Below are 23,272 nucleotides of genomic sequence, written 5' to 3'. Positions count from 1 at the left end.
CGCGGGGGGCCCGCGTGGACCGGGGGGCACCGGCGGGGTCATCGCCACCGAGTGGTCGGGAGCGGCCTGTCGAGGGGTTGGGCCGCTCCCGATCACACCGGAACTCGTGGACGTCCGAAACGTCTCTTTAGTATGGATGCGATGACCGCTGTCGCCGTGAGGCCGCGCTCGCTGGTCGTGCTGGCCGGACTGCCGGGAGCGGGTAAGTCGACGCTGCTCGCCGCCGCCGACACGGACGGCGCGCCCGCCGTCGTGCTCGATTCCGACCAGGTGCGGACCAGTCTCCGAGCCTTCTTCCCGAAGTCCCTCCCGTACCGGCTCTACCGCCCGCTGGTGCACTTCGTGCACCGCGCCCGGATCGTGTGGTTCGCGATCACCACCAGCGGCCTGCTGCTCGTGCACGAGCCGTCCACCCGCCCGACCACCCGCGCCGGCCTGGTCGCCGTGGGGGTGCTCACCAACCGGCCGCGGCACTTCCTGTGGCTGGACGCGAGCCCGGAGCAGGCCCTGTCCGGCCAGGTCCAGCGGGGCAGGCTGATCCGGTCGCGGTCCTTCTCCCGGCACGTGCGCCGCGCGGCCCGGCTGCGCACCCGGTTCGCCGAGGGCGTGCCGCCGCGCGGCTGGCAGGGCCTGACCCTGCTGACCCGTCGCGACCACCTGCGCCTGTCGGTGACGCCGGGGTGAACGGCTACCCTGAGTGCGAGGAACCCACCGACGACGTGCGAGGTCTGGCGGCATCGTGTTCAACACCCTTTCCGACCGGCTCACCTCGGTCCTGCAGAACCTGCGGGGCAAGGGGCGGCTGTCCGAGGCCGACATCGACGCGACCGCGCGCGAGATCCGGGTCGCGCTGCTGGAGGCCGACGTCGCGCTGCCCGTGGTGCGCACGTTCATCGCGAAGGTCAAGGAGCGCGCCAAGGGCGCCGAGGTCAGCCAGGCGCTGAACCCTGCCCAGCAGGTCGTCAAGATCGTCGACGAGGAGCTGGTCGGGATCCTCGGCGGGGAGACCCGCAGGCTCAACCTGGCGAAGAACCCGCCCACCGTGATCATGCTCGCGGGTCTGCAGGGCGCCGGCAAGACCACCCTGGCGGGCAAGCTCGCCAAGTGGCTCAAGGCGCAGGGCCACACCCCGATGCTGGTGGCCTGCGACCTCCAGCGCCCCAACGCGGTGACCCAGTTGCAGGTGGTCGGCCAGCGCGCGGGCGTGCCCGTGTTCGCCCCCGAGCCGGGCAACGGCGTCGGCGACCCGGTCGACGTGGCCCGCAAGGGCATCGAGGAAGCCAAGCGGGCGCAGCACGACGTCGTCGTGGTCGACACCGCGGGCCGCCTCGGCGTCGACGAGGAGATGATGCGCCAGGCCGTGGACATCCGCGCCGCCGTGCAGCCCGACGAGGTGCTGTTCGTGGTCGACGCGATGATCGGCCAGGACGCGGTGAACACCGCCACGGCGTTCCAGGACGGCGTCGGCTTCACCGGCGTGGTGCTCACCAAGCTCGACGGCGACGCCCGGGGTGGCGCCGCGCTCAGCGTCCGCGAGGTCACCGGCCGGCCCATCCTGTTCGCCTCGAACGGTGAGAAGCTGGAGGACTTCGACGTCTTCCACCCGGACCGGATGGCGAGCCGGATCCTGGGCATGGGCGACATGCTCACCCTCATCGAGCAGGCGGAACAGGCGTTCGACGCCGACCAGGCCGAGGCCGCCGCGGTCAAGATGGGCTCCGGCCAGCTCACGCTCGAGGACTTCCTGGAGCAGATGCTGGCCCTGCGCAAGATGGGCCCGATCGCGAACCTGCTCGGCATGCTGCCCGGCGCGGGCCAGATGAAGGACCAGCTGGCCAACCTGGACGAGAAGCACCTGGACCGGGTGCAGGCGATCATCCGGGGCATGACCCCGGCCGAGCGCGACGACCCGAAGATCATCAACGCGTCCCGCCGGCTGCGCATCGCCAACGGCTCGGGCGTCCGGGTCAGCGACGTGAACGACCTGGTCAACCGCTTCTTCGAAGCGCGCAAGATGATGAGCCAGATGGCCGGCCGCTTCGGCCTGCCGGGCGGCAACAAGAACAACCGCAAGGGCAAGGGCAAGAAGGGGAAGAAGGGCAAGGGCCGCGGTCCCACGCCGCCGAAGGTGCGCGGCGGGTTCCCCGGCATGCCCGGCATGGTGCCCGGGATGCCCGGCCTGCCCCCCCAGGGCGGCGGCGGCCCCGCGCTGCCACCGGGACTGGGCGGTTTCGACCAGCTCCCACCCGGTTTCGACCCGTCGAAGCTGAAGTTCGACAAGTGAGCGGCCTGCACCTGCGGGGCGTGGTCCTCCCCGAGGGCGGTGACCCGCGGGACGTCTGGGTGGTCAACGGGCGGATCCGCACCAAGCCGGTGCCCGGCGCGACCACCGTCAGCAGCGGCGGGTACCTGGTGCCCGGCCTGGTCGACGCGCACTGCCACGTCGGCCTGGGCGCCAAGGGCGCGGTCGACCTGCCCGAGGCGGTGGACCAGGTGCTGGCCGACCGGCGGACGGGCACGCTGCTCATCCGCGACTGCGGCTCGCCGCTGGACACGCGACCGCTGCAGGAGCGCCTCGACCTGCCCCGCATCATCCGCGCGGGCAGGCACCTGGCCCGGCCCAAGCGGTACATCAAGTACCTGGGCGTGGAGATCGAGGACCCGGCCGACCTGCCGTCCGCGGTGGCCGAGCAGGTCGCCGCCGGCGACGGCTGGGTGAAGCTCGTCGGCGACTGGATCGACCGCGGCACCGGCGACCTCGCGCCCCTGTGGACCGAGGACGTGCTCACCGAGGCGATCAAGGTCGCGCACGAGAACAAGGCCAGGGTCACCGCGCACGTCTTCGGCGAGGACGCCCTGCCCGCCCTGCTCAACGCGGGCATCGACTGCATCGAGCACGGCACGGGCCTGACCGACGACACGATCGCGCAGATGGCCCGCAACCGGACCGCGCTGGTGCCGACGTTGATCAACATCGAGAACTTCCCGGCCATCGCGGCCGGCGCGGACAAGTACCCGGCCTACCAGGGGCACATGAGGCACCTGTACCAGCGCAACACCGAGACCATCGCGAAGGCGGTCGAGGCGGGCGTGCCGGTGTTCGCGGGCACGGACGCGGGCGGCGGCATCGAGCACGGCCGGATCGTGGACGAGGTCAAGGCGCTGCACGGCGTCGGCCTGAGCGCCACGCAGGCCCTGGGCGCCGCCTCCTGGGCCGCCCGCGAGTGGCTCGGCTTCCCGTCGCTGACCGAGGGCGCCGCGGCCGACGTCGTGGTCTACGAGGACGACCCGCGCGAGGACCTCGACGCCCTGCGGCACCCGAAGCTGGTCATGCTGCGCGGCCGGATCCACGCCTGACCTCGACCGCACCGTCACCCGGCGGTAGGAAATCCGTCACCGGGCCGGGTGACGAGGAGTTCTTCCGCCACCCGAGGTGGGCGCTGCGGCCGTCAGGGTGATCTTGAACGGCCTCGGGCAGCACTCCGCCCCACCGGACCACTACGTTCGGACGAGTGGAGGAACAGCGGGACCAGGACACCGGCCGGGCGCACTGGGGCTTCCTCGCGTTCTTCACCGGTCTCGGCGGCTACCACCTCGCCATCCTCGCCTTCACCGCCGCGACGGCCGACCGCTTCGCCGAGGTGGACGTCACCGACCCGCCGGTGCTCGGCCCGCTCCTGCTGCTGGTCTTCCTGCCCAACGTCCTGCTCGGCCTCGGTCCCGTCGTCATCTCGTGGTACCGGGGCGACGGGCCCAACAAGGACTTCGGCCTGGTGCCCACCCTCCGCGACCTGAAGGTGGGCGTGGCCGCCGGCGGCGCGGCGCTGCTGGCCGCGTGGCTCATCGGCGCGCTGCTGCTGCGCATCAACCCGGACCGGTCCGGCTCGCTGGACGAGATCGAGGCGCTCTCCGGCGGTCGCACGGTCTGGTTGGCCGCCGCGGCGCTGTTCGTCTTCCTCGGCGCTCCGCTGACCGAGGAGATCCTGACCAGGGGGGCGCTGTGGCAGGCGTTGGCCCACTACCGGATACCCAGGATCGCGATCCTGGCGCTGACCGCCGTCGTCTTCGCGTTCCTGCACGAGGAGAGCTGGCGCGTGCTCGGCCTGTTCGCGCAGGGGCTGGCCATCGGCGCGGCCCGCATGATCACCGGCCGGGTGGCGTCGAGCGTGGTGGCCCACGCGACGAACAACCTGCTGCCCGCCGTCTACCTCTACACCGGCTGACTAGGGTGGATGGCTGTGACACGACCGGATGAACCGCCCCCAGGCCTGATCGCCAGCGTCCGCGCGGTCGGGCGCGAGCCGGAAGCGGTGGACGCCGGCCAGCGGTGGGGCTTCGGGGCGTTCCTGCTCGTCGAGGCGGTCTTCGTCCTCAGCGCCGTGTTCGTCACGGCGGTGGCCCGCACGTCCGGCACCGACCTCGGCTCGTCGGTGAGCTTCGTCCTGATCGGCTCCATGGTGCCGACGGTGCTGGCCGCGGCGGTCGCCGTCACCATCACCTACCTGCGCGGCAACGGCCCGTTCCAGGACCTCCGGCTCGCCTGGGACTGGGCGGACGTGAAGGTCGGGCTCAAGCTGGGCGCGCTCGGCCTGGTGCTCACCTACGTGGCCGCGGTGATCTGGTCGAAGGTGGTCGGCGACAAGAACGCCACCTCGGCGATCGGCGAGCTCGTGGACGGCGCGGGGCTGCCGCTGGCCGCCGCCGTGGCGATGTTCGTCTACGTGTGCTTCGTGGGCCCGGTGTGCGAGGAGGTGATCTACCGCGGCCTGCTGTGGGGCGCGATCGAGCGGCAGCGCTGGAGCCGGTGGGCGGCGTTCGTGCTGACCACGCTGATCTTCGCGGCCAGCCACCTCGAACCGCTGCGGACGTCGTTGCTCATCGTCATCGCGCTGCCCATCGGCATCGCCCGCCTCATCACCCGCAGGCTCACCGCGAGCGTGGTGGCGCACGTGATCAACAACTTCCTGCCCGGCCTGACCCTCCTCCTCGTCTCCGTCGGGGTGATGCCCGCGTGAGCACTCGCGCGATCGACCTCAACAGCGACCTCGGCGAGGGCTTCGGCATCTGGCGCCTCGGCGACGACGAAGCCCTGCTCGGCATCGTGACCAGCGCGAACGTGGCCTGCGGCTTCCACGCGGGCGACCCGTCGACCATGCGCCGGGTGTGCCGCCAAGCGGCGGAGGCGGGCGTGGCGGTCGGCGCGCAGGTCTCCTACCGCGACCTGGCGGGCTTCGGCCGCCGGTTCATCGACGCGGACCCGTCCGAGCTGGCCGACGAGGTGCTCTACCAGATCGGGGCGCTCGACGCGTGCGCCAAGGCGGCCGGGACCTCGGTCGAGTACGTGAAGCCGCACGGCGCGCTCTACAACGCCACCGTGCACCACGACCGGCAGGCGCGGGCCGTCGTGGAGGGCGTGAAGGCGTTCGGCGACCTGCCCGTCCTCGGGCTGCCGGGCTCACGCCTGCTCCACCACGCCGGACGGGCGGGCCTGCGCCCGGTGCGGGAGGCGTTCGCCGACCGCGCGTACACGCCCGAGGGCACCCTGGTGCCGCGCACCGCGCCGAACGCGGTCCTGACCAGCACGGACGCCGTGCTGGCGCAGGTGCTCCGGCTCGCCGAACGCGGTGAGCTGGTCGCCGTGGACGGCTCCGTGGTCGAGGCGGAGGTCGACTCCATCTGCCTGCACGGCGACACCCCGGGCGCGGTCGAGCACGCGACGAAGGTCCGCGCGGCGCTGGCCGACGCGGGCGTCCCCGTGGCCCGATTCGTCCACCGGTAGACCTGTCTGGCAGAATGGTTGGTTGTTCGCCGAGGTCGGTCCCTCTCACCGTGCCATGGCGCCCCAGACATCTGGGCATTCACCACCCGCGCCCCACTCGGGTGAGGACTGCCCGCACCTGAGCACACAGAGCACGAGGAGCACCCACACCCGTGGCCGTCAAGATCAAGCTTCAGCGGCTTGGCAAGATCCGTCAGCCGTACTACCGGATCGTCGTCGCCGACGCCCGCGTCCGCCGCAGCGGCAAGGCCATCGAGACGATCGGCAAGTACCACCCCAAGGAAGAGCCGTCGTTCATCGCGGTGGACAGCGACCGCGCGCAGTACTGGCTGGGTGTCGGCGCGCAGCCGACCGAGTCGGTCCAGCGCCTGCTGGAGATCACCGGTGACTGGCAGAAGTTCAAGGGCCTCCCGGGCGCCGAGGGCACGCTGAAGGTCAAGGAGCCCAAGACCAGCAAGGCGGAGCTGTTCGCCGCCGCGCTGGCCGCCGCGGGCGACGCGCCGTCCACCGAGGCGACCACCCCGAAGAAGAAGTCGGCCAAGAAGGACGACGCCAAGAAGGCTGACGCCGAGGCCGCTCCCGAGGCTGCCAAGGACGAGGCGTGAGTTTGTTGGCTGACGCCCTCGAACACCTCGTTCGGGGCATCGTCGACCACCCGGACGACGTCCGGGTGAACCTGGTCACGACCCGACGTGGTCGCACGCTCGAGGTTCACGTCCACCCGGACGACCTCGGCAAGGTGATCGGCCGCAGCGGTCGCACCGCGACCGCCCTGCGCACCGTGATGGCCGGCATCGGTGGTCGTGGCGTGCGTGTCGACGTGGTCGACACCGACCGCTGAACGCGCACATGGACGTTGTCGTCGGCCGAGTGGCCAAGGCGCACGGGATCAGCGGCGAGCTCGCGGTCGACGTGCGCACGGACTCACCCGAGACCCGGTTCGCGCTGGGCTCGGTGCTGACCGCCAAACTGCGCGACGGCACTTCCCGCGACCTCACCGTCGCAGCCGCCCGGAACCACTCCGGGCGGCTGCTGGTGCGCTTCGAGGAAGTGCTGACCCGTGACGTCGCCGAGACGCTGCGGGGCACGCTGCTGCTCGGCAGCACCGAGGACCTGCCGCCCACCGGCGACCCGGACGAGTTCTACGACCACGAGCTCGAAGGGCTGTCCGCCGAGCTGGCGGACGGCACCAGGATCGGCACCGTGCTGGAGGTCGTGCACGGGCTGGGCGGCGAGCTGCTGGTGGTCAAGCGCGAGAACGGGGACGAGACCCTGATCCCGTTCGTGCGCGAGATCGTGCCGACCGTGGACATCGCGGGCAAGCGCGTCGTGCTGGACCCGCCCGAGGGTCTGCTCGATGCGGATTGACGTCGTCACGATCTTCCCGGAGTACCTGGACCCGCTCCGCGCCGCCCTGCTGGGCAAGGCGATCGACAAGGGCCTGATCAGCGTCGGCGTGCACGACCTGAGGGACTGGACGCACGACGTGCACAAGGCCGTCGACGACAGCCCGTACGGCGGCGGTCCCGGCATGGTGATGAAGCCGCAGGTGTGGGGCGAGGCGCTGGACGAGGTCGTCACCCCGGCCACCCGCCTGATCGTGCCCACGCCGGCCGGCCGGCCGTTCACCCAGCGGTTGGCGCACGACCTGGCCGCCGAGGAGCACCTGGTGTTCGCCTGCGGCCGGTACGAGGGCATCGACCAGCGGGTGGTGGACGACGCGGCGCGCCGGACGCGCGTGGACGAGGTCTCCATCGGCGACTACGTGCTCGTCGGCGGCGAGGTGGCGGTGCTGGTGATGGTCGAGGCCGTCGTCCGCCTGCTGCCCGGCGTGCTGGGCAACCCGAAGTCGGCCGCCGAGGACTCGTTCTCCGACGGCCTGCTGGAGGGACCCAGCTACACCCGGCCCGAGGTGTGGCGCGACCTCGCCGTGCCGGAGGTGCTGCGCTCGGGCAACCACCGGGCGATCGACCGCTGGCGGCGCGACCAGTCGCTGCGCCGCACCCGCGAACGCCGCCCCGAACTGCTCGACGCCCTGCCCGAAGGGGCGCTCGACAAGCACGACCGCAAGCTGCTCGACGAGCTGGACTGAGGGCCGGCCGAGGGGCGATTTCGTGCCGCCGCCCCTCGTCTGGCACACTGGACAGGTTGCTGCACCCGGTTCAACTCATCCGGCGTGCGCCAGGCCCGCCCCCGCGCGTGTGTGACTTGAGTTCGGCCGCGCCTCGGGGGAGTACGCAATACACGTGAGGACGAGGACGGACCACCGATGAACACCCTGGACGCTCTTGACGCCCAGTCGCTGCGCTCCGACATCCCCAGCTTCCGGCCGGGCGACACGCTGAAGGTCCACGTCCGCGTCATCGAGGGCTCCCGCGAGCGGGTCCAGGTGTTCCAGGGCGTCGTGATCCGCCGGCAGAACGGCGGCATCCGCGAGACCTTCACCGTCCGCAAGGTCTCGTTCGGTGTCGGCGTCGAGCGCACCTTCCCGGTGCACTCCCCGAACATCGCCGAGATCGAGGTCGCCTCCCGCGGCGACGTCCGCCGCGCGAAGCTGTACTACCTGCGCGACCTGCGCGGCAAGGCCGCCAAGATCAAGGAGAAGCGCGAGGCACGTCCGGCCTCCTGACGCCGGACACACGCGGAAGCAGTAGCCTGCCCACGTGGCAGATCCAGTGCACCGCTCCGCTGACGAAGACGGTCAGGATCCCGCAGTCGAGTCCAGCCCGGACTCGACTGCGGGCGGCAAGTCGAAGAAGGACAAGAAGAAGCCCCCGCTCTGGCGCGAACTCCTCGTGCTCGGTGCCACGGCCCTCGTCCTCACCATCCTGATCCAGACTTTCCTGGCGCGGGTGTACGTGATCCCGTCGCAGTCGATGGAGCAGACGCTCCACGGCTGCCCCGGGTGCAACAACGACCGGGTGCTGGTCGACAAGCTGGTCTACGACTTCACCGACATCGAGCCGGGTGAGGTCGTGGTCTTCCGCGGCCCCGAGACGTGGGGCAACAACGACTTCAACTCCGGCCGGTCGGACAACCCGATCGTGGCCGGCATCCAGTCGGTGGCCTCCCTGGTCGGCCTCGCGCCGCCGGACGAGCGCGACTTCGTGAAGCGGGTCATCGCGGTCGGCGGGCAGACCGTCGAGTGCTGCGACGACCAGCACCGCGTGAAGGTCGACGGCAAGCCGCTGGACGAGCCGTACATCTACTGGCAGCCCGGCACGTCACCCGAGAACCACGACCCGTTCGAGCCGGTCAAGGTCCCCGAAGGACACCTTTGGGTGATGGGTGACAACCGCACGAACTCCACCGACTCCCGCAAGCAGGGCGGCGGCGGCCTGGCGGGCACCGTGCCGGAGGACAACGTCATCGGCAAGGCGCGGGTCATCGTGCTGCCGCCGTCGCGCTGGCAGGGCATCGGCGACCACAACCCGCAGGCCCTCGCGCTGGGCGCGCCCGCGTGGCAGGGCGCCATCCCGGCCGGCGCCGGCCTGGCCGCGGCGTGGCCGCTGGTGTTCTTCGGCCGCAAGGTCCGGAGGCGGTTGACCAGGGCCACACAGCCCTGATCGGTACGCTGACCGGGTGGTGGACGTCGCATCGTCCCGGGGATCCTCCGACGAGGAACCGGAGCACGAGGAAAAGGTCGAGCAGTGGCGTGCCCGCGCGCGCAGGACGGCCAAGCGCAAGGGGTCGTTCTGGAAGGAGCTGCCGATCCTGATCGGCGTCGCGGTGGTGCTGGCGGTGCTGATCCAGTCGTTCCTGGCGAAGGTCTACATGATCCCGTCGGAGTCGATGGAGCAGACGCTGCACGGCTGCTCCGACGGCTGCTTCGGCGACCGGGTGCTGGTCGACAAGCTGGTCTACGACTTCGCCGACGTCGAGCCGGGCGAGGTCGTGGTCTTCCACGGCCCCGACACCTGGATCAACCAGGACTTCGTGGCGGCCGAGCCGACGAACCCGGTGGTCGAGGCGGTGCAGGGGCTCGGCTCGCTGATGGGGTTCCCGGCGGCGAACGAGGAGGACTTCGTCAAGCGGGTGATCGCGGTCGGCGGGCAGACCGTGCAGTGCTGCGACGACCGCAACCGGGTCGTGGTCGACGGCAAGCCGCTGGACGAGCCGTACGTGCACTGGGCGCCGGGCCGCAGCACCGTGCAGGAGTCGTTCGCCGAGCTGAAGATCCCCGAGGGTTACCTGTTCGTGCTGGGTGACAACCGCAACGACTCGTGCGACTCGCGGTGCCAGGGCGACGGCCGCGAGGGCGGTCTCGTGCCGGTGGGCAACGTGGTGGGCAAGGTGCGGGTGATCGTGCTGCCGCCGGCGCGCTGGCAGGGCGTCGGCGACCACAACCCGCAGGTCGTGGCCATCGGCGCGCCCGCGTGGCAGGACGCCCTGCCCGCCGGTGTCGGCTTCGCGGCAGCGTGGCCGGTGCTGCTGCTGGGCAAGCGGGTGAGGTCGCGGTTGCGGGGTTCGAGGCTGGGATAGGGTCTTGGGGTGATCCGCAAGCCGCCCCGCGTCCAGGTTCGGCAGACCGCGGGCATCTGGGCCTTCGAGGCCGCGTTGGACCGCCGCGGCTTCGGCCCGGTGGCCGGCGTGGACGAGGCCGGTCGCGGTGCCTGCGCGGGACCGCTCGTGGTGGCGTCGTGCGTGCTCAAGCCGGGTGACGCGGCGAAGTTCGAGGGGCTCACCGACTCGAAGCTGCTCACCGCCGCCGCGCGGGACCGGATGTACGACCTGGTGCTCAAGCGCGCGCGGGACTACGCGGTGATCGTGATCCCGGCCGCCGAGGTCGACCTGATCGGCGTGCACGTGGCGAACATCGAGGGCATGCGGCGCGCGGTCGCGCAGCTGGACGCGCACCCCGGGTACGTGCTGACGGACGGCTTCCCGGTGCCGGGTCTCACCGCGCCGAACATGCCGGTGGTCAAGGGCGACCGGGTGGCCGCGTGCGTCGCCGCGGCGTCCGTGCTGGCCAAGGTCACGCGGGACCGGATCATGACCGGTCTGCACGAGGAGCTGCCCGTCTACGGGTTCGACGTGCACAAGGGCTACAGCACCGCCGAGCACTCGGCGGCGCTGGTGGAGCACGGCCCGAGTGCGCAACACCGCTGGTCGTATGCGAACGTGGCCGCCGCGGCACTCCGGCACGGGGTGGAAGCGCCGCACCGGGTGGCGCGCGGCGTGATCGCGGCCGCCGTGGTCCAGAATGGGACAACCCCGCAGACCAGCGGTGGCAGGCTCGCGACGAGGAGGGGCGCGGATTCGATGATTACCCGCGCGGAGGCGTAATGAGTGCAGAGGATCTCGAGAAGTACGAGACCGAGATGGAGTTGTCGCTGTACAAGGAGTACCGCGACATCGTCAGCCAGTTCTCGTTCGTCGTGGAGACCGAGCGTCGGTTCTACCTGGCCAACTCGGTGGACGTGCAGGTCCGCAACGCGGACGGCGAGGTCTACTTCGAGGTGCGGATGTCCGACGCGTGGGTGTGGGACATGTACCGCCCCGCCCGGTTCGTGAAGAACGTCCGCGTCATCACCTTCAAGGACGTCAACGTCGAGGAGCTGGACAAACCCGACCTCAGGTTGCCCGAGGACGGTCCGTTCAACTCCTGATACCCGCAAAGTCGCAGGGGCCTGCCCGTGAGGGCGGGCCCCTTTGCGCCTGCGGGCCCTTACCACGCGACACCGACATTTCCGCCTCCGCCCTCCACAGGCCCTGGAGTTGTCCACAGCCGGCGAACCGCCCATCGCCGGCCCTCCGCCACCCCGGCAAGGTCGAACAAGACCGATCCGGAGGAGTGGGACATGAACACGGCGACCGACCTGGGCAAGCGCGGCGAGGACGCGGCGTGCCGGTACCTGGAGCACCAGGGCCTGTCGATCCTGGCGCGCAACTGGCGGTGCGACGGCGGTGAGCTGGACGTCATAGCCACCGACGGCGCGCGGCTGGTGGTGGTGGAGGTGAAGTGCCGTTCGGGCACCACCCGGGGCACGCCGCTGGAAGCCGTGACGCCGGACAAGCTGGAGCGGGTCCGGAAGTCGGCCCTGCGCTGGCTCAGCGCCAACCGGATCGGGCGCGTGGAGGTCCGGTTCGACGTGATCGCGATCGAGTGGCCGCCCGAGGGCAAGGTCCGCCTGCACCACCTGCGAGGTGTGTGATGGCGCTCGCGCGTACGTGGTCGGTGGCGTTGTCCGGGGTGGACGGCGTGCCGGTGGAGATCGAGGCCGACGTCGGCGTGGGCACGGTGAGGACCCAGCTCCTCGGCCTGCCGGACGCCGCCCTGCACGAGTCGAAGGACCGCGTGAAGGCGGCCGTGCGCAACAGCGGGCACGACTGGCCGTCCCAACGGGTGACGCTGGGGTTGTCCCCGGCCACGCTGCCCAAGAACGGCTCCGGTTACGACCTGGCCATCGCGTGCGTCGTGCTGGCCGCCGCCAAGGCGATCCCGGGCGAACGCCTGGCCGACACCGTCTTGCTGGGGGAGTTGGCCCTGGACGGCCGGGTCCGCGCCGTCCGCGGCGTCCTGCCCGCGCTGCTGGCCGCCAGGCGGTCGGGCCTGACCGAGGCCGTGGTCCCGGTGGACGCCCTCCCCGAAGCCGCCCTGGTGGACGGCGTGACCGTCCACGGCGCCACCACGCTGACCGAGGTCCTGTCCTGGCTGGCCGGCGAGCGGACCCTCCACCACCCCACCCCGCCCGCCGTCGCCCCACCACCGGACGGGCCGGACCTGGCGGACGTGATCGGCCAGCCGGAGGCGAGGTGGGCCCTCGAAGTGGCCGCGGCCGGCGGTCACCACATCCTGCTGACCGGGCCGCCGGGCACCGGCAAGACCATGCTCGCCCAACGCCTGGCCGGCCTCCTGCCGCCGTTGTCGCCGGCGGAGGCCCTCGGCGTCACGGCGGTGCACTCCATCGCGGGGTTGCTCAGCCCGGAGACCCCGCTGGTCGCCACGCCGCCGTTCGTCTCGCTGCACCACTCCACGTCGACGGTGGCGCTGATCGGCGGCGGCACGGGGATGGCGAAGCCGGGGGCGATGAGCCGGGCCCACCGGGGCGTGCTGTTCCTGGACGAGGCGAGGGAGTTCGGCACGGCGAAGCTGGAGGCGCTGCGCACGGCGTTGGAGGAAGGCGAGGTGCGGCTGGCGAGGCGTGACGGCATCGTCCGCTACCCGGCCAGGTTCCAACTGGTGATGGCCACGAACCCGTGCCCCTGCGCACCGCCGAGGGACATCGACTGCGTCTGCCTGCCGGCCGCGCGGAGGCGCTACCAGAGCAAGCTCTCCGGCCCCCTGCTGGACCGGGTGGACCTGAGGGTGGCGATGCGCCCCCTGACCGCCATGAGCAACGCCGAGATCACCCAACCGGAACCCACCGCCACCGTCCGCGAGCGGGTCCAGAAGGCCAGGACGAGGGCCACCGAACGCTGGGCCGCCCACGGCTGGCTGACCAATGCCGAGGTCCCCGGCCCCGTTCTCCGCCGTGACTACGCCCTCCCACGCCACACCACCACCGTCCTGGACCGGGCGCTGGCCACCGGCGCGCTGACGGGCCGGGGCGCGGACAGGTGCCTGCGGGTCGCCTGGACCCTGGCCGACCTGGCCGAGGTCGACCAACCCACCGCCGACCACGTCGCCGCCGCCCTGGAATTCCGAGAGCGCAGGAAGTCATGACCGGACCAACCACCCCAACCCCCACCCAGCCGCCCCTCCCCGCCACCACTCCGCCCACTTCCACCCCGCCCACTTCCGGCCAGTCGCCCACCGCCACCAAGCCGGCCCCGGCTCCGGCCCTGACCTCAGCCCCGCTCCCGCTGTCGCCACCACCCGCGCTACCGCTTTCCCAGGTTCCGGTTCCGGCCTCTACGACGCGGACCTTGGTCGGGTCCAGCCGGTTCGCGGGCAGTCGGCTCGCGGTCCGGTCGGTGGGCCTCGGTCCCGACGAGTGGTGGAGGTGGTCGTGAGCACCGATGAGATCCGGCTCGCCCGTGCCTACCTGTCCCGGGTGGCCGAGCCGCCCGCCGCCGCGCTGGTCCGGTTCATCGCCGAAGTCGGGCCGGTCACGGCGGCGGAGTTGGTCCGGACCGGGGAGGTGCCTTCCGGGGTCGACAGCCAGACATCGGCCCGCCGGGCGCTGGACCAGGCCGAACAGGACCTGGAGGCGGCTGCGGAGGTCGGCGGGCGGCTCCTGGTGCCCGAGGACGACGAGTGGCCACGTTGGCGCTTCAACGCCTTGGCCGTCGCCGCCGCCAACGGCCTGCGGTGCGGCTTGGAGCCGTTGGCGTTGTGGGTCCGGGGCGAAGCCGGCCTCGCGACGATCACCGAGCGTGCCGTCGCGGTGGTCGGCAGTCGGGCCGCCTCCGGGTACGGGCAGCACGTCGCGGGCGAGTTCGGCTTCGGGTTGGCCGAGGCGGGGGTCACCGTGGTGTCCGGCGCGGCCCACGGCATCGACGGCGCGGCCCACCGGGGCGCGATCACGGCCGGCGGGCTGACGATCGCCGTGCTGGCCTGCGGAATAGACGTCGCCTATCCGTCCGGTCACCGTGCCCTGCTCGAACGCATTCCGAGCCAAGGCCTGCTGGTGAGTGAATACCCACCGACCCACACGCCCGCGCGGCACCGATTCCTGACGCGGAACCGGCTCATCGCGGCTCTGGCCGAAGGCACCGTCGTCGTCGAAGCGGGGCGGCGCAGCGGGGCCAAGAACACCGCGGCGTCGACGGCGGCGCTCGGCCGGGTGCTCATGGCGGTTCCCGGGCCGATCACCTCGGCCAGCTCGTCGGGCTGCCACGAGTTGCTGCGTTCGGGGATCGCGTTGCCGGTGACCAGCGTCGCCGAGGTCATCGAGTCGACCGGACGGCTCGGCGTCGACCTCGTCGAAGCCACCCGCAACACCGACACCGGACCACCGCAGGGCGACGCGATGAGGGTCTTCGAGGCACTGGGCCTCACCTTCGGCCACAGCCCGGAGGCGATCTCCGTGGAATCGGGCGTCGAGTTGGCTCGGGTGCGCGCATTGCTGCCGCAATTGGAACTGGCCAGTCTCGCCGAACGCGTGGAAAGCGGTTGGAAGCGCTCCCAGGACGGGAGTTGGCGTGGCGATACTTGACCAAGAGCGCTTGAGGGCGCAGCGTCAGGGTCTATGTCCCCGCAGCCGCCCGCTCGGACACGTCGTGTCGACCTGGTTCGCCTGCGTCGAGCGCTGCCCGCAGACGTGGCGACGGCCCTGGACCGCTACGAACGCCACCTCGCGATGGAACGCGGTCTGTCACCGCACACGGTGCGCGCGTACCTCGGCGACGTGGTCGCCCTGCTGGTCCACTTAGCCGGGGACACACCCGACGACGTCACCGTGGAAGCGATCGACCTGCCGGGCCTGCGGTCGTGGTTGGCTTCCCAGCACTCCGCCGGCGCGAGCCGGACGACGATGGCCCGACGCGCCGCCTCCGCCCGCACGTTCACCGCCTGGGCCTCCCGCAACGACCTGCTCGCCGCCGACCCCGGCCCGCGGCTCAGCGCACCCCGCCCCCACCGGACCCTTCCCGCCGTACTGCGGCCGGACCAAGCCGACGCCGCCATGACAGTTGTCGAAGTAGGTGCGGAACAAGGCGATCCGGTTGCGCTGCGTGACCAGGCCGTGGTGGAGTTGCTGTACGCAACAGGTGTCCGGGTCGCCGAGTTGTGCGGTCTCGACCTCGACGACGTGGACTACTCCCAAAGGGTGATTCGGGTTCTGGGCAAGGGTAGTCGCGAACGCACCGTGCCGTTCGGCGTTCCGGCCGAACGGGCTGTACGGCGCTGGGTGGAATATGGCCGATCGGCCCTGGTCAACGACCGTTCACAGCGTGCGCTGCTGCTCGGCGCGCGAGGTGGCCGGCTCGACCCGCGTACTGCCAGGAGGGTTGTCCACGATGTAGTGGGTGCGGTACCCGGGACGGCGGACACCGGGCCCCACGGCCTGCGCCACTCGGCGGCCACGCACCTGTTGGAAGGGGGAGCGGACCTGCGCACCGTCCAAGAGCTTCTTGGTCACGCTACGCTCGCAACGACTCAGCTCTACACACACGTCACCGTCGAACGGCTGAAGGCGATCCATGACCGAACCCACCCCCGCTCCTGACGTCGCAGGGGGAGGTTCGCGGACCGCAACCGTGACCTCTCCCCCCGCCGCGCACGTCGGGACCTCGTCGGCGGCGCGCACCCCGACCGGGACGAACGGTCACCACGTCGACGGCGAGCCGCTGCGCACGAACGGGCACGCCATCCCCGCGGTGGCGCCCGGCAGACCCGCGCACGCCGCGTCCGAGTCGCGCACCGCCGATGACGTGGAAGCCGGGATCATCGCGCTGTGGCACACCTACGGCGAGTCGCGCCGGCAAGCCCTGCGGGACCGCTTGGTGCTGCACTACGCGCCGCTGGTGAAGTACGTCGCCGGCCGGGTCGGCACCGGTCTGCCCGCGCACGTCGACGTGGCGGACCTGATCCAGTCCGGCATCTTCGGCCTGGTCGACGCGATCGAGAAGTTCGAGCCCGAGCGCGGCCTGAAGTTCGAGACCTACGCGATGCAGCGCATCCGCGGCGCGATCCTCGACGACCTGCGCTCGCAGGACTGGGTGCCGCGCTCGGTCCGCAGCCGGGCGCGTGACGTCGAACGCGCCCTGGAACGCCTCGGTGGCCGCCTGCAACGCACCCCGACCGACCGCGAGCTCGCCGCCGAGCTGAAGATCGGCCTCGGCGAGCTGCGCGAGCTCTACGCCCAGCTCCAGCTCACCAGCGTGGTCGCCCTGGACGAGCTGATCGCCGCGGGTCGCAGCACCGGTGGCGCGGGCTCGTCACTGGCCGAGTCCCTGCCCGACGAGGGGGCGGAGGACCCGATCGCCACCCTGGTCGACCAGGACAGCCGCCGCCAGCTCGCCGACGCGATCGCCCAGCTCGCCGAACGCGACCGCGTCGTGGTCACCCTGTACTACTTCGAGAACCTGACGCTGGCCGAGATCGGGAAGGTCCTGGGCGTCACGGAGTCGCGCGTGTGCCAACTGCACACCCGGGCGGTGCTGCGCCTGCGCACCAAGCTGAACGAGCAGTTGGAGTCCTAACCGGCCCGGCTCCGACCGAAGGCCTGCCCGGAACACCCACGAACCGCTGAACGCCGACCACGAGCATCGGCACCCTGCCACGTGGCCTCGCCCGACGCGCTGGTTGCTGCCGGCGGCCGGAACGTGCAGGTCGAACACGGAGTGGGTGGGTGGAACCGGCAGGTTCGAAGACGGCGCGGAGTCTCGAAGCCGGCGAGGCGGTGGGTTGCGTGGTGGATGCGCCCAGGGTCGAGGTGGTGGGTTGGGCCCGGCGGTGGGGTGGGTGAGTGAGTCGGGTGGGCGGGGCTCGGTGGGGTGAGGATGAGGCAGTCGGGGTTCTGGCAGAGAGCAGGGGCTGGTCAGGTGGCTGGTGCGGAGCCCGTGCGTCCGTCCTCGGGAGGAGGCGGACTCGGCCGTTCGACACCAGGTGCAGTGGGTTCAGGTAGGTGCGGGATCGGGGCGGGGTGGTCCGGAACGCGCCCCAGTGCAGGCAGGTCTCCGTCGGGCAGCCCTCGTGGCCCGGGTCGAGGGCGCCTATCCGGTCGCCGCGGCGTACCGGTTGGCCTCGGCGGACCGCCGGCGTGACCGGCTCGTACGTGGTTCGCAGGCCGCCGGTGTGCAGCAGCGAGACGACCGCGCGGTCGGCCACCGGGCCCGCGTGCACGACCACGGCGTCGGCGGCGGCCAGGACGGCGGCGCCCGCCGGGGCGGCCAGGTCCACGCCGCGGTGGCCGGGGCCGTACTCCGTCGCCGGGGCCTCGAAGGCGCGGACGACCTGGTGCGGTGGGGCGAGCGGCCAGGCGAAGCGTGGTGGGCGGTAGGCCCTCGCGGGTGCGGGCAGCACGGCCAGGGGGAGCGTCACCACCGTTGTCAAGCCCAGGACCAGCAGTGTTCGCATGGTGGGAGTCATGGGTCCAGCGTCCGGGCGTGGACCGGGGGCTACCAGTGGCTTCGGCCCACCTGTGGACAACTCGTGGGGCTGTGGACAACCTCAGGCCCGGTTCGTGGTTCCCCGGCCCACCGGCGTACACTCGGAGCGCGGCCCGTGTGAGTGCGGGGCGACTTCGCGTGCCAATGCAGATCCGGCCAGTTTCGGTGTGGCCGAGTCACGGCGTCCAGCGGTCCTGAGGCGAGACGTCCTCCGGTTCGGGCGGCGGCAGGGGCACCAGGGCGGCGGACCGACCCGGCCCGCCGCGACCAACCGGAACGCGCGCCGGCTCGACGCCAGGCGCGCCCGAACGAAGAGGTGCGAACCCGGCCATGGCCGTCGTCACCATGAAGCAGCTGCTCGACAGCGGCGTGCACTTCGGGCACCAGACCCGCCGCTGGAACCCGAAGATGAAGCGCTACATCTTCACCGAGCGCAACGGCATCTACATCATCGACCTCCAGCAGACGCTGACCTACATCGACCGGGCGTACGAGTTCGTCCGGGAGACGGTCGCGCACGGCGGGTCGATCCTGTTCATCGGCACCAAGAAGCAGGCGCAGGAGGCCATCGCCAACGAGGCCCTCCGCGTCGGCATGCCCTTCGTGAACCAGCGCTGGCTGGGCGGCATGCTCACCAACTTCTCCACGGTGCACAAGCGTCTCCAGCGGCTCAAGGAGCTGGAGTCGATGGAGCAGACCGGCGGTTTCCAGGGTTTCACCAAGAAGGAAATCCTGATGATGAACCGCGAGAAGGACAAGCTGGAGCGCACGCTCGGCGGTATCCGCGACATGTCCAAGGTGCCCAGCGCCGTGTGGATCGTGGACACCAAGAAGGAGCACATCGCCGTCGGCGAGGCGCGGAAGCTGAACATCCCGATCGTGGCGATCCTGGACACGAACTGCGACCCGGACGAGGTCGACTACCCGATCCCGGGAAACGACGACGCGATCCGGTCCGCCGCGCTGCTGACCAAGGTGGTGGCCGAGGCCGCCGCCGCCGGTCTGATGTCGCGCTCCGGCGCCCGCACCAAGGCCGCTGACGGCGCGGACAAGCCCGAGCCGGGCATCGACGAGCCGCTGGCCGAGTGGGAGCAGGAGCTGCTGGTCGGCACCGACGCGCCCGCCGCACCGGCTGCCGCCGAGGCCACCGACGCCGAGGCCCCCGTTGCCGAGGCGCCCGCCGCCGAGGCCACCGACGCCGAGGCTCCCGCTGCCGAGGCGCCCGCCGCCGAGGGCACCGAGGCCGTCAAGTCCTGACCCGCCCGCACGCCGCGCCCGCCTGATCGAGGTGGGCGCGGCGTGCGCACGGCGCCGGCGCTGAACAGCCGGAACAGCACCACCCCAAGCGCGTAAACGCGTCGGCGAGCGAAGCCGACGACCAGACCGCAGAAGGAACGGAAATCGCACGATGGCGAACTACACCGCCGCTGACGTGAAGCGCCTCCGCGAGCTGACCGCCGCAGGCATGATGGCCTGCAAGAAGGCGCTCGAGGAGACCGACGGCGACTTCGACAAGGCGGTCGAGATCCTGCGCATCAAGGGCGCGAAGGACGTCGACAAGCGCGCCGAGCGCACGACCTCGAACGGCCTGGTCATGGCCGAGGGCGGCGTGATGATCGAGCTGCGCTGCGAGACGGACTTCGTCGCCAAGAACGCCGACTTCCAGGAGCTGGCGGCGCGGATCGTCGCGGTCGCCAAGGCCACCCGCCCGGCCGACGTCGAGGTCCTCAAGGCCACCGACCTCGACGGCAAGGCCGTCGACGCGGTCGTCCAGGAGTTCTCGGCCAAGATCGGCGAGAAGCTGGAGCTGGCCAAGGTCGCCGTCTTCGACGGCACCGTGACCACCTACCTGCACCGCCGTGCCGCCGACCTGCCGCCCGCCGTCGGCGTGGTGGTCGAGTACACCGGCGACAACGAGGACGCCGCCCGCGGCGCCGCGATGCAGATCGCCGCGATGCGTCCCCGCTTCCTCACCCGTGACGAGGTCCCCGCGGACGTGGTGGCCAACGAGCGTCACATCGCCGAGGAGACCGCTCGCGAGGAGGGCAAGCCGGAAGCGGCGCTGTCCAAGATCGTCGAGGGTCGCGTGAACGGCTTCTTCAAGGACGTCGTGCTCCTGGAGCAGTCGTCCGTGACGGAGTCCAAGAAGACCGTCAAGGCCGTGCTGGACGAGGCCGGTGTCACCGTGACCCGCTTCGCCCGGTTCGAGGTCGGCCAGGCCTGATTCGCGTGAGGGCGGGGTTGCGCGCAGACGTCGCGACCCCGCCCTTGCCGTGTCCAGAGGAGCACCTGTGAGCGCAGAGGTAGACCACGCGAAAGCGGATCACGCCGACGAGGAGCCGACCCAGGGCTACCGCCGGGTGATGCTCAAGCTCGGCGGCGAGATGTTCGGCGGTGGTGGTGTCGGCGTCGACCCCGACGTCGTGCAGACCGTCTCACGCCAGATCGCCGCGGTGGTCCGAACAGGGGTCCAGGTCGCGGTCGTCATCGGCGGCGGCAACTTCTTCCGCGGCGCGGAACTGCAGCAGCGCGGCATGGACCGCAGCCGCGCCGACTACATGGGCATGCTCGGCACCGTGATGAACTGCCTCGCCTTGCAGGACTTCCTGGAACGCGAGCACGGCATCGAGACCCGCGTGCAGACCGCCATCACGATGGGCCAGATCGCCGAGTCCTACATCCCCCGCCGGGCCATGCGGCACCTCGACAAGGGGCGCGTGGTGATCTTCGGCGGCGGCGCGGGCATGCCGTACTTCTCCACCGACACCACCGCCGCGCAGCGCGCGCTGGAGATCGGCTGCGAGGTCGTGCTGATGGCCAAGGCCGTGGACGGCGTCTACACCGCGGACCCCAAGATCGACCCGGACGCGCAGATGTTCGACAACATCACCCACCGGGAAGTGCTCGAACGCGGCCTGAACGTCGCCGACGCGACCGCGTTCAGCCTCTGCATGGACAACAACATGCCGATCATGGTCTTCAACCTGCTCACCGAGGGGAACATCGCGCGAGCCGTGCGTGGTGAGAAGATCGGCACGCTGGTGAGCACCCCCGGTGGTCGCCCGTCCTTCTAGACCTGCTGGGATTCGAGCCGAACTGCGCACACCAAGGGAGTCAGCCGTGATTGACGAGACCCTCCTCGACGCCGAGGAGAAGATGGAAAAAGCGGTGTCCGTGGCGAAGGAAGACCTGGCCGCGGTGCGCACCGGCCGCGCCAACCCCTCGATGTTCTCCCGCATCGTGGTCGAGTACTACGGTTCGCCCACCCCGCTGAACCAGCTCGCCAGCGTCGCCATCCCGGAGGCGCGCATGGCGGTGATCAAGCCCTACGACGCCACCCAGCTCAACGCGGTCGAGAAGGCCATCCGCGACTCCGACCTGGGCGTGAACCCCAGCAACGACGGCTCGATCATCCGCGTGGTGATCCCGCAGCTGTCCGAGGAACGCCGCCGCGAGATGGTCAAGGTCGCCAAGGGCAAGGGCGAGGACGCCAAGGTGTCCATCCGCAACATCCGCCGCAAGGCCAAGGAAGAGCTGGACCGCCTGGTCAAGGACGGCGAGGTCGGCGAGGACGACGGCACCAGGGCCGAGAAGGAACTGGAGAACGTCACCCACCGCTACGTCGCCCAGATCGACGAGCTGGTCAAGCACAAGGAAGCCGAGCTGCTCGAGGTCTAGGTGGTCACGTCGGTTCGGCGGGTCGGGCGAGGTGCCCGCGCGCTTGGCTCGGCCGGTGCACGGCCGTGATAGGAGCACAGCAGGTGTCAGGTGGCGGTGACCGGGGCGCGCCGGAGAAGAGCGCGTCACGCGCGGGGCGCAACCTGCCCGCGGCCATCGCCGTGGGTGTCGGCTTGGGCGCCGTCATCCTCGTGGCGCTGTTCACGGTGCGCGAGCTGTTCGTGGGCGTCGTCGCCATCGCGGTCGCCGTCTCGATGTACGAGCTGATTGGCGCGTTGCGGCGGAGCGCGGGCATCCGGGTGGCCCTGCTGCCCGTGCTGGTCGGCGGGCAGGCCGTGGTGTGGCTGGCCTGGCCGTACGAGCGCGGCGGCGTGCTCAGCGCGTTCGTGGTGACGATCCTGGTGTGCCTGCTCTGGCGGCTCAAGGACGGCGCGGACGGCTACCTGCGCGACGTCACCGCGTCCATCTTCACGGTCGCCTACGTGGCCGTGTTCGCGTCGTTCGCGGTCATGCTGGTCGTGCCGGACGACGGTGTGTTCCGCGTCCTGGCGTTCCTGATCGGCGTCGTGCTGTCCGACACCGGCGGCTACGTGGCCGGCGTGCTGTTCGGCAAGCACCCGATGGCCCCCACCATCAGCCCGAAGAAGTCCTGGGAGGGCTTCGCGGGCTCGATGGTGGCGGGCATGGTCGGCGGCGCGCTCACCGTCGGCCTGATGCTGGACGGCCAGTGGTGGCAGGGCGTGCTGTTCGGCGCGGCCCTGGTCGTCACCGCGACCGCGGGCGACCTGGTCGAGTCGCTGATCAAGCGCGACCTCGGGATCAAGGACATGGGCACGCTGCTGCCCGGTCACGGCGGCCTGATGGACCGGATGGACTCGCTGCTGCCCTCGGCCGTCGTCGCCTGGCTGCTGCTGCACGTGTTCGGTGTTTGATCGCCACTGCTCCGCGGGTGGCGGCGAGGTCGCCCGGGAGTCGGCCGCGCTAGTCGTCGTACGGGTCGTCCACGCGTGAGCCGGTGTCGTCGTCGGACAGCGGTGTGGTGCGGGACGGGTCGATCACCGAGAACACCGCGCCCGTGTGGTCGGCGACGACCGTGATCCGGCCGAACGGCGTGTCGTACGGCTCCACGGTGACCCGTCCGCCCAGCTCCAGCACCCTGGACGCGGCCGAGTCCGTGCCGATCTCCGGCGCCGCGGTGAAGTAGACCATCCAGTGCGGCGGGGTCTCCGGCGCGAACGCCCGGCCCATCCGCTGACGCCCGAGCACGGTGTTCCCCTGGATGGCCCAGAGCGTGTAGTCCACCGCCTGGCCGTCACCGATCTGGGTGATCTCGTACCCGCACAGCTCGTGGAAGAACTCGTCCGCGGCCTGCCCGTCACGCGTGTTCAGCTCGGCCCACGCGTACGCGCCGTGCCCGTCCGCGCCGAACACCCAGTCCGGTGGCACGTGCCGGAAGCCGACCACCGCGCCGGTCGGGTCGGCGAGCACGGTGACGGTGTCCGAGGGCTCGCCGAGCACCTCGCCGCCCAACGCGTGCGCCTTCTCGGCGGTGGCGCGGGCGTGCGGCGTGTTCAGGTACAGCGTCCACGCGCTCGGCTTGTCGGCGGCGACCAGCTCGGCCACCGGCAGCCCGTCCACCAGGGCGATCGCGTTGCCGCCCGAGTCGGAGAAGTACCAGCCGAACAGGCCCGAGTAGAAGTCGATCGTGGCCTGGAGGTCCGTGGTGGCGATGTCGACCCAGCACGGCGAGCCGTGGTGCAACTCGGCCAGAGCGGGAGAATTGGGGACGATCGACACCGGGTACCTCCTGCGAGCCGC

Annotated in this window: 28 protein-coding genes; 26 read left to right on the top strand and 2 right to left on the bottom strand. The window is 71.3% G+C overall.

Going from position 1 to position 23,272, the window contains the following annotated elements:
- Window positions 1-141: 141 nt before the first annotated feature.
- The 20 genes from ACQPYE_RS33935 (at window position 142) to ACQPYE_RS33840 (ending at window position 16,867) form a co-directional block, all read left to right on the top strand.
- The gene (locus ACQPYE_RS33935; RefSeq protein WP_498717177.1) at window positions 142-684 is read left to right on the top strand and encodes an AAA family ATPase; all 543 of its coding nucleotides are present in this window, start codon (window positions 142-144) and stop codon (window positions 682-684) included.
- A gap of 55 nt (window positions 685-739) precedes the next feature.
- Window positions 740-2,284, top strand: a complete 1,545-nt coding sequence (gene ffh, locus ACQPYE_RS33930; protein ID WP_498717176.1) for a signal recognition particle protein — start codon at window positions 740-742, stop codon at window positions 2,282-2,284.
- On the top strand, window positions 2,281-3,357 hold the full coding sequence (locus ACQPYE_RS33925) for an amidohydrolase family protein (protein WP_498717175.1): 1,077 nt from the start codon (window positions 2,281-2,283) through the stop codon (window positions 3,355-3,357). Before ffh ends, ACQPYE_RS33925 begins: the two co-directional genes overlap by 4 nt.
- A gap of 155 nt (window positions 3,358-3,512) precedes the next feature.
- Window positions 3,513-4,223 carry a CPBP family intramembrane glutamic endopeptidase gene (locus tag ACQPYE_RS33920; RefSeq protein ID WP_498717174.1) on the top strand — a complete coding sequence of 237 codons (711 nt, stop codon included), beginning with the start codon at window positions 3,513-3,515 and terminating at the stop codon, window positions 4,221-4,223.
- A 9-nt stretch (window positions 4,224-4,232) separates the two neighbouring features.
- Window positions 4,233-5,015, top strand: coding sequence for a CPBP family intramembrane glutamic endopeptidase (locus tag ACQPYE_RS33915; protein ID WP_498717173.1), 783 nt, complete (start codon window positions 4,233-4,235; stop codon window positions 5,013-5,015).
- Window positions 5,012-5,779, top strand: coding sequence for a LamB/YcsF family protein (locus tag ACQPYE_RS33910; RefSeq protein ID WP_498717172.1), 768 nt, complete (start codon window positions 5,012-5,014; stop codon window positions 5,777-5,779). Before ACQPYE_RS33915 ends, ACQPYE_RS33910 begins: the two co-directional genes overlap by 4 nt.
- A gap of 152 nt (window positions 5,780-5,931) precedes the next feature.
- A complete protein-coding gene (gene rpsP, locus ACQPYE_RS33905) occupies window positions 5,932-6,384 on the top strand; it encodes a 30S ribosomal protein S16 (RefSeq protein WP_053720490.1) in 453 nt (150 codons plus the stop codon).
- On the top strand, window positions 6,381-6,620 hold the full coding sequence (locus ACQPYE_RS33900) for an RNA-binding protein (RefSeq protein ID WP_015104447.1): 240 nt from the start codon (window positions 6,381-6,383) through the stop codon (window positions 6,618-6,620). The genes rpsP and ACQPYE_RS33900 overlap by 4 nt, the downstream gene beginning before the upstream one ends.
- Before the next feature lie 8 nt (window positions 6,621-6,628).
- On the top strand, window positions 6,629-7,147 hold the full coding sequence (rimM, locus tag ACQPYE_RS33895; protein WP_498717171.1) for a ribosome maturation factor RimM: 519 nt from the start codon (window positions 6,629-6,631) through the stop codon (window positions 7,145-7,147).
- A complete protein-coding gene (gene trmD / locus ACQPYE_RS33890) occupies window positions 7,137-7,871 on the top strand; it encodes a tRNA (guanosine(37)-N1)-methyltransferase TrmD (RefSeq protein WP_498717170.1) in 735 nt (244 codons plus the stop codon). The genes rimM and trmD overlap by 11 nt, the downstream gene beginning before the upstream one ends.
- Window positions 7,872-8,048: 177 nt before the next feature.
- A complete protein-coding gene (gene rplS / locus ACQPYE_RS33885) occupies window positions 8,049-8,408 on the top strand; it encodes a 50S ribosomal protein L19 (RefSeq protein WP_123745953.1) in 360 nt (119 codons plus the stop codon).
- A 34-nt stretch (window positions 8,409-8,442) separates the two neighbouring features.
- A complete protein-coding gene (gene lepB / locus ACQPYE_RS33880; RefSeq protein WP_498717169.1) occupies window positions 8,443-9,345 on the top strand; it encodes a signal peptidase I in 903 nt (300 codons plus the stop codon).
- Between the two features lie 16 nt (window positions 9,346-9,361).
- On the top strand, window positions 9,362-10,261 hold the full coding sequence (gene lepB, locus ACQPYE_RS33875) for a signal peptidase I (protein ID WP_498717168.1): 900 nt from the start codon (window positions 9,362-9,364) through the stop codon (window positions 10,259-10,261).
- A gap of 9 nt (window positions 10,262-10,270) precedes the next feature.
- Window positions 10,271-11,065 carry a ribonuclease HII gene (locus ACQPYE_RS33870; RefSeq protein ID WP_498717167.1) on the top strand — a complete coding sequence of 265 codons (795 nt, stop codon included), beginning with the start codon at window positions 10,271-10,273 and terminating at the stop codon, window positions 11,063-11,065.
- Window positions 11,065-11,388, top strand: coding sequence for a DUF2469 domain-containing protein (locus ACQPYE_RS33865; RefSeq protein WP_015104440.1), 324 nt, complete (start codon window positions 11,065-11,067; stop codon window positions 11,386-11,388). Before ACQPYE_RS33870 ends, ACQPYE_RS33865 begins: the two co-directional genes overlap by 1 nt.
- Window positions 11,389-11,580: 192 nt before the next feature.
- Window positions 11,581-11,934, top strand: a complete 354-nt coding sequence (locus ACQPYE_RS33860; protein WP_498717166.1) for a YraN family protein — start codon at window positions 11,581-11,583, stop codon at window positions 11,932-11,934.
- Complete coding sequence (locus ACQPYE_RS33855; protein ID WP_498717165.1) at window positions 11,934-13,445, top strand: YifB family Mg chelatase-like AAA ATPase; 1,512 nt, start codon at window positions 11,934-11,936, stop codon at window positions 13,443-13,445. Before ACQPYE_RS33860 ends, ACQPYE_RS33855 begins: the two co-directional genes overlap by 1 nt.
- 286 nt (window positions 13,446-13,731) lie before the next feature.
- On the top strand, window positions 13,732-14,880 hold the full coding sequence (dprA, locus tag ACQPYE_RS33850; RefSeq protein ID WP_498717164.1) for a DNA-processing protein DprA: 1,149 nt from the start codon (window positions 13,732-13,734) through the stop codon (window positions 14,878-14,880).
- A gap of 33 nt (window positions 14,881-14,913) precedes the next feature.
- Entirely contained in the window at window positions 14,914-15,891 is a 978-nt protein-coding gene (locus ACQPYE_RS33845) for a tyrosine recombinase XerC (protein ID WP_498717163.1), read from the top strand.
- Window positions 15,866-16,867, top strand: a complete 1,002-nt coding sequence (locus ACQPYE_RS33840) for a FliA/WhiG family RNA polymerase sigma factor (RefSeq protein WP_498717162.1) — start codon at window positions 15,866-15,868, stop codon at window positions 16,865-16,867. Before ACQPYE_RS33845 ends, ACQPYE_RS33840 begins: the two co-directional genes overlap by 26 nt.
- Here the strand turns inward: ACQPYE_RS33840 and ACQPYE_RS33835 are convergent.
- On the bottom strand, window positions 16,785-17,534 hold the full coding sequence (locus ACQPYE_RS33835; RefSeq protein WP_498723040.1) for a peptidoglycan DD-metalloendopeptidase family protein: 750 nt from the start codon (window positions 17,532-17,534) through the stop codon (window positions 16,785-16,787). The two genes, ACQPYE_RS33840 and ACQPYE_RS33835, sit on opposite strands and share 83 nt — an antisense overlap.
- Here ACQPYE_RS33835 and ACQPYE_RS33830 point away from each other — a divergent pair.
- The 6 genes from ACQPYE_RS33830 to ACQPYE_RS33805 all read left to right on the top strand — a co-directional run bounded on the left by ACQPYE_RS33830 (window position 17,428) and on the right by ACQPYE_RS33805 (window position 22,386).
- Window positions 17,428-17,667, top strand: a complete 240-nt coding sequence (locus tag ACQPYE_RS33830) for a hypothetical protein (protein WP_498723107.1) — start codon at window positions 17,428-17,430, stop codon at window positions 17,665-17,667. The two genes, ACQPYE_RS33835 and ACQPYE_RS33830, sit on opposite strands and share 107 nt — an antisense overlap.
- A gap of 439 nt (window positions 17,668-18,106) precedes the next feature.
- The gene (rpsB, locus tag ACQPYE_RS33825; protein WP_498717161.1) at window positions 18,107-19,033 is read left to right on the top strand and encodes a 30S ribosomal protein S2; all 927 of its coding nucleotides are present in this window, start codon (window positions 18,107-18,109) and stop codon (window positions 19,031-19,033) included.
- Between the two features lie 151 nt (window positions 19,034-19,184).
- Entirely contained in the window at window positions 19,185-20,000 is an 816-nt protein-coding gene (gene tsf / locus ACQPYE_RS33820) for a translation elongation factor Ts (RefSeq protein ID WP_498717160.1), read from the top strand.
- Window positions 20,001-20,139: 139 nt separating this feature from the next.
- Window positions 20,140-20,850, top strand: a complete 711-nt coding sequence (gene pyrH, locus ACQPYE_RS33815) for a UMP kinase (RefSeq protein WP_236595242.1) — start codon at window positions 20,140-20,142, stop codon at window positions 20,848-20,850.
- A gap of 46 nt (window positions 20,851-20,896) precedes the next feature.
- The gene (gene frr / locus ACQPYE_RS33810) at window positions 20,897-21,454 is read left to right on the top strand and encodes a ribosome recycling factor (protein WP_498717159.1); all 558 of its coding nucleotides are present in this window, start codon (window positions 20,897-20,899) and stop codon (window positions 21,452-21,454) included.
- An 83-nt stretch (window positions 21,455-21,537) separates the two neighbouring features.
- Window positions 21,538-22,386, top strand: a complete 849-nt coding sequence (locus ACQPYE_RS33805; protein ID WP_498717158.1) for a phosphatidate cytidylyltransferase — start codon at window positions 21,538-21,540, stop codon at window positions 22,384-22,386.
- A gap of 49 nt (window positions 22,387-22,435) precedes the next feature.
- Here the strand turns inward: ACQPYE_RS33805 and ACQPYE_RS33800 are convergent, their stop codons facing one another.
- Window positions 22,436-23,251 (bottom strand): VOC family protein, encoded by an 816-nt coding sequence (locus ACQPYE_RS33800; protein ID WP_498717157.1) that lies wholly within the window; start codon window positions 23,249-23,251, stop codon window positions 22,436-22,438.
- Window positions 23,252-23,272 lie beyond the last annotated feature (21 nt).

The organism is Actinosynnema sp. CA-299493 (genome assembly GCF_050946825.1).
Classification (GTDB): Bacteria; Actinomycetota; Actinomycetes; order Mycobacteriales; family Pseudonocardiaceae; genus Actinosynnema.
Note: the sequence above shows the minus strand (reverse complement) of the source record. Positions and strands in the feature narration are given on the sequence as shown.

Excerpts from the sequence above, each read along its gene's own strand:
- ACQPYE_RS33935 (WP_498717177.1), top strand. The coding sequence starts at position 142 with ATGACCGCTGTCGCCGTGAGGCCGCGCTCGCTGGTCGTGCTGGCCGGA.
- ACQPYE_RS33915 (WP_498717173.1), top strand. The coding sequence starts at position 4,233 with ATGGCTGTGACACGACCGGATGAACCGCCCCCAGGCCTGATCGCCAGC.
- rimM (WP_498717171.1), top strand. The coding sequence starts at position 6,629 with ATGGACGTTGTCGTCGGCCGAGTGGCCAAGGCGCACGGGATCAGCGGC.
- trmD (WP_498717170.1), top strand. The coding sequence starts at position 7,137 with ATGCGGATTGACGTCGTCACGATCTTCCCGGAGTACCTGGACCCGCTC.
- rplS (WP_123745953.1), top strand. The coding sequence starts at position 8,049 with ATGAACACCCTGGACGCTCTTGACGCCCAGTCGCTGCGCTCCGACATC.
- ACQPYE_RS33865 (WP_015104440.1), top strand. The coding sequence starts at position 11,065 with ATGAGTGCAGAGGATCTCGAGAAGTACGAGACCGAGATGGAGTTGTCG.
- ACQPYE_RS33860 (WP_498717166.1), top strand. The coding sequence starts at position 11,581 with ATGAACACGGCGACCGACCTGGGCAAGCGCGGCGAGGACGCGGCGTGC.
- ACQPYE_RS33855 (WP_498717165.1), top strand. The coding sequence starts at position 11,934 with ATGGCGCTCGCGCGTACGTGGTCGGTGGCGTTGTCCGGGGTGGACGGC.
- ACQPYE_RS33845 (WP_498717163.1), top strand. The coding sequence starts at position 14,914 with ATGTCCCCGCAGCCGCCCGCTCGGACACGTCGTGTCGACCTGGTTCGC.
- ACQPYE_RS33840 (WP_498717162.1), top strand. The coding sequence starts at position 15,866 with ATGACCGAACCCACCCCCGCTCCTGACGTCGCAGGGGGAGGTTCGCGG.
- rpsB (WP_498717161.1), top strand. The coding sequence starts at position 18,107 with ATGGCCGTCGTCACCATGAAGCAGCTGCTCGACAGCGGCGTGCACTTC.
- tsf (WP_498717160.1), top strand. The coding sequence starts at position 19,185 with ATGGCGAACTACACCGCCGCTGACGTGAAGCGCCTCCGCGAGCTGACC.
- pyrH (WP_236595242.1), top strand. The coding sequence starts at position 20,140 with ATGCTCAAGCTCGGCGGCGAGATGTTCGGCGGTGGTGGTGTCGGCGTC.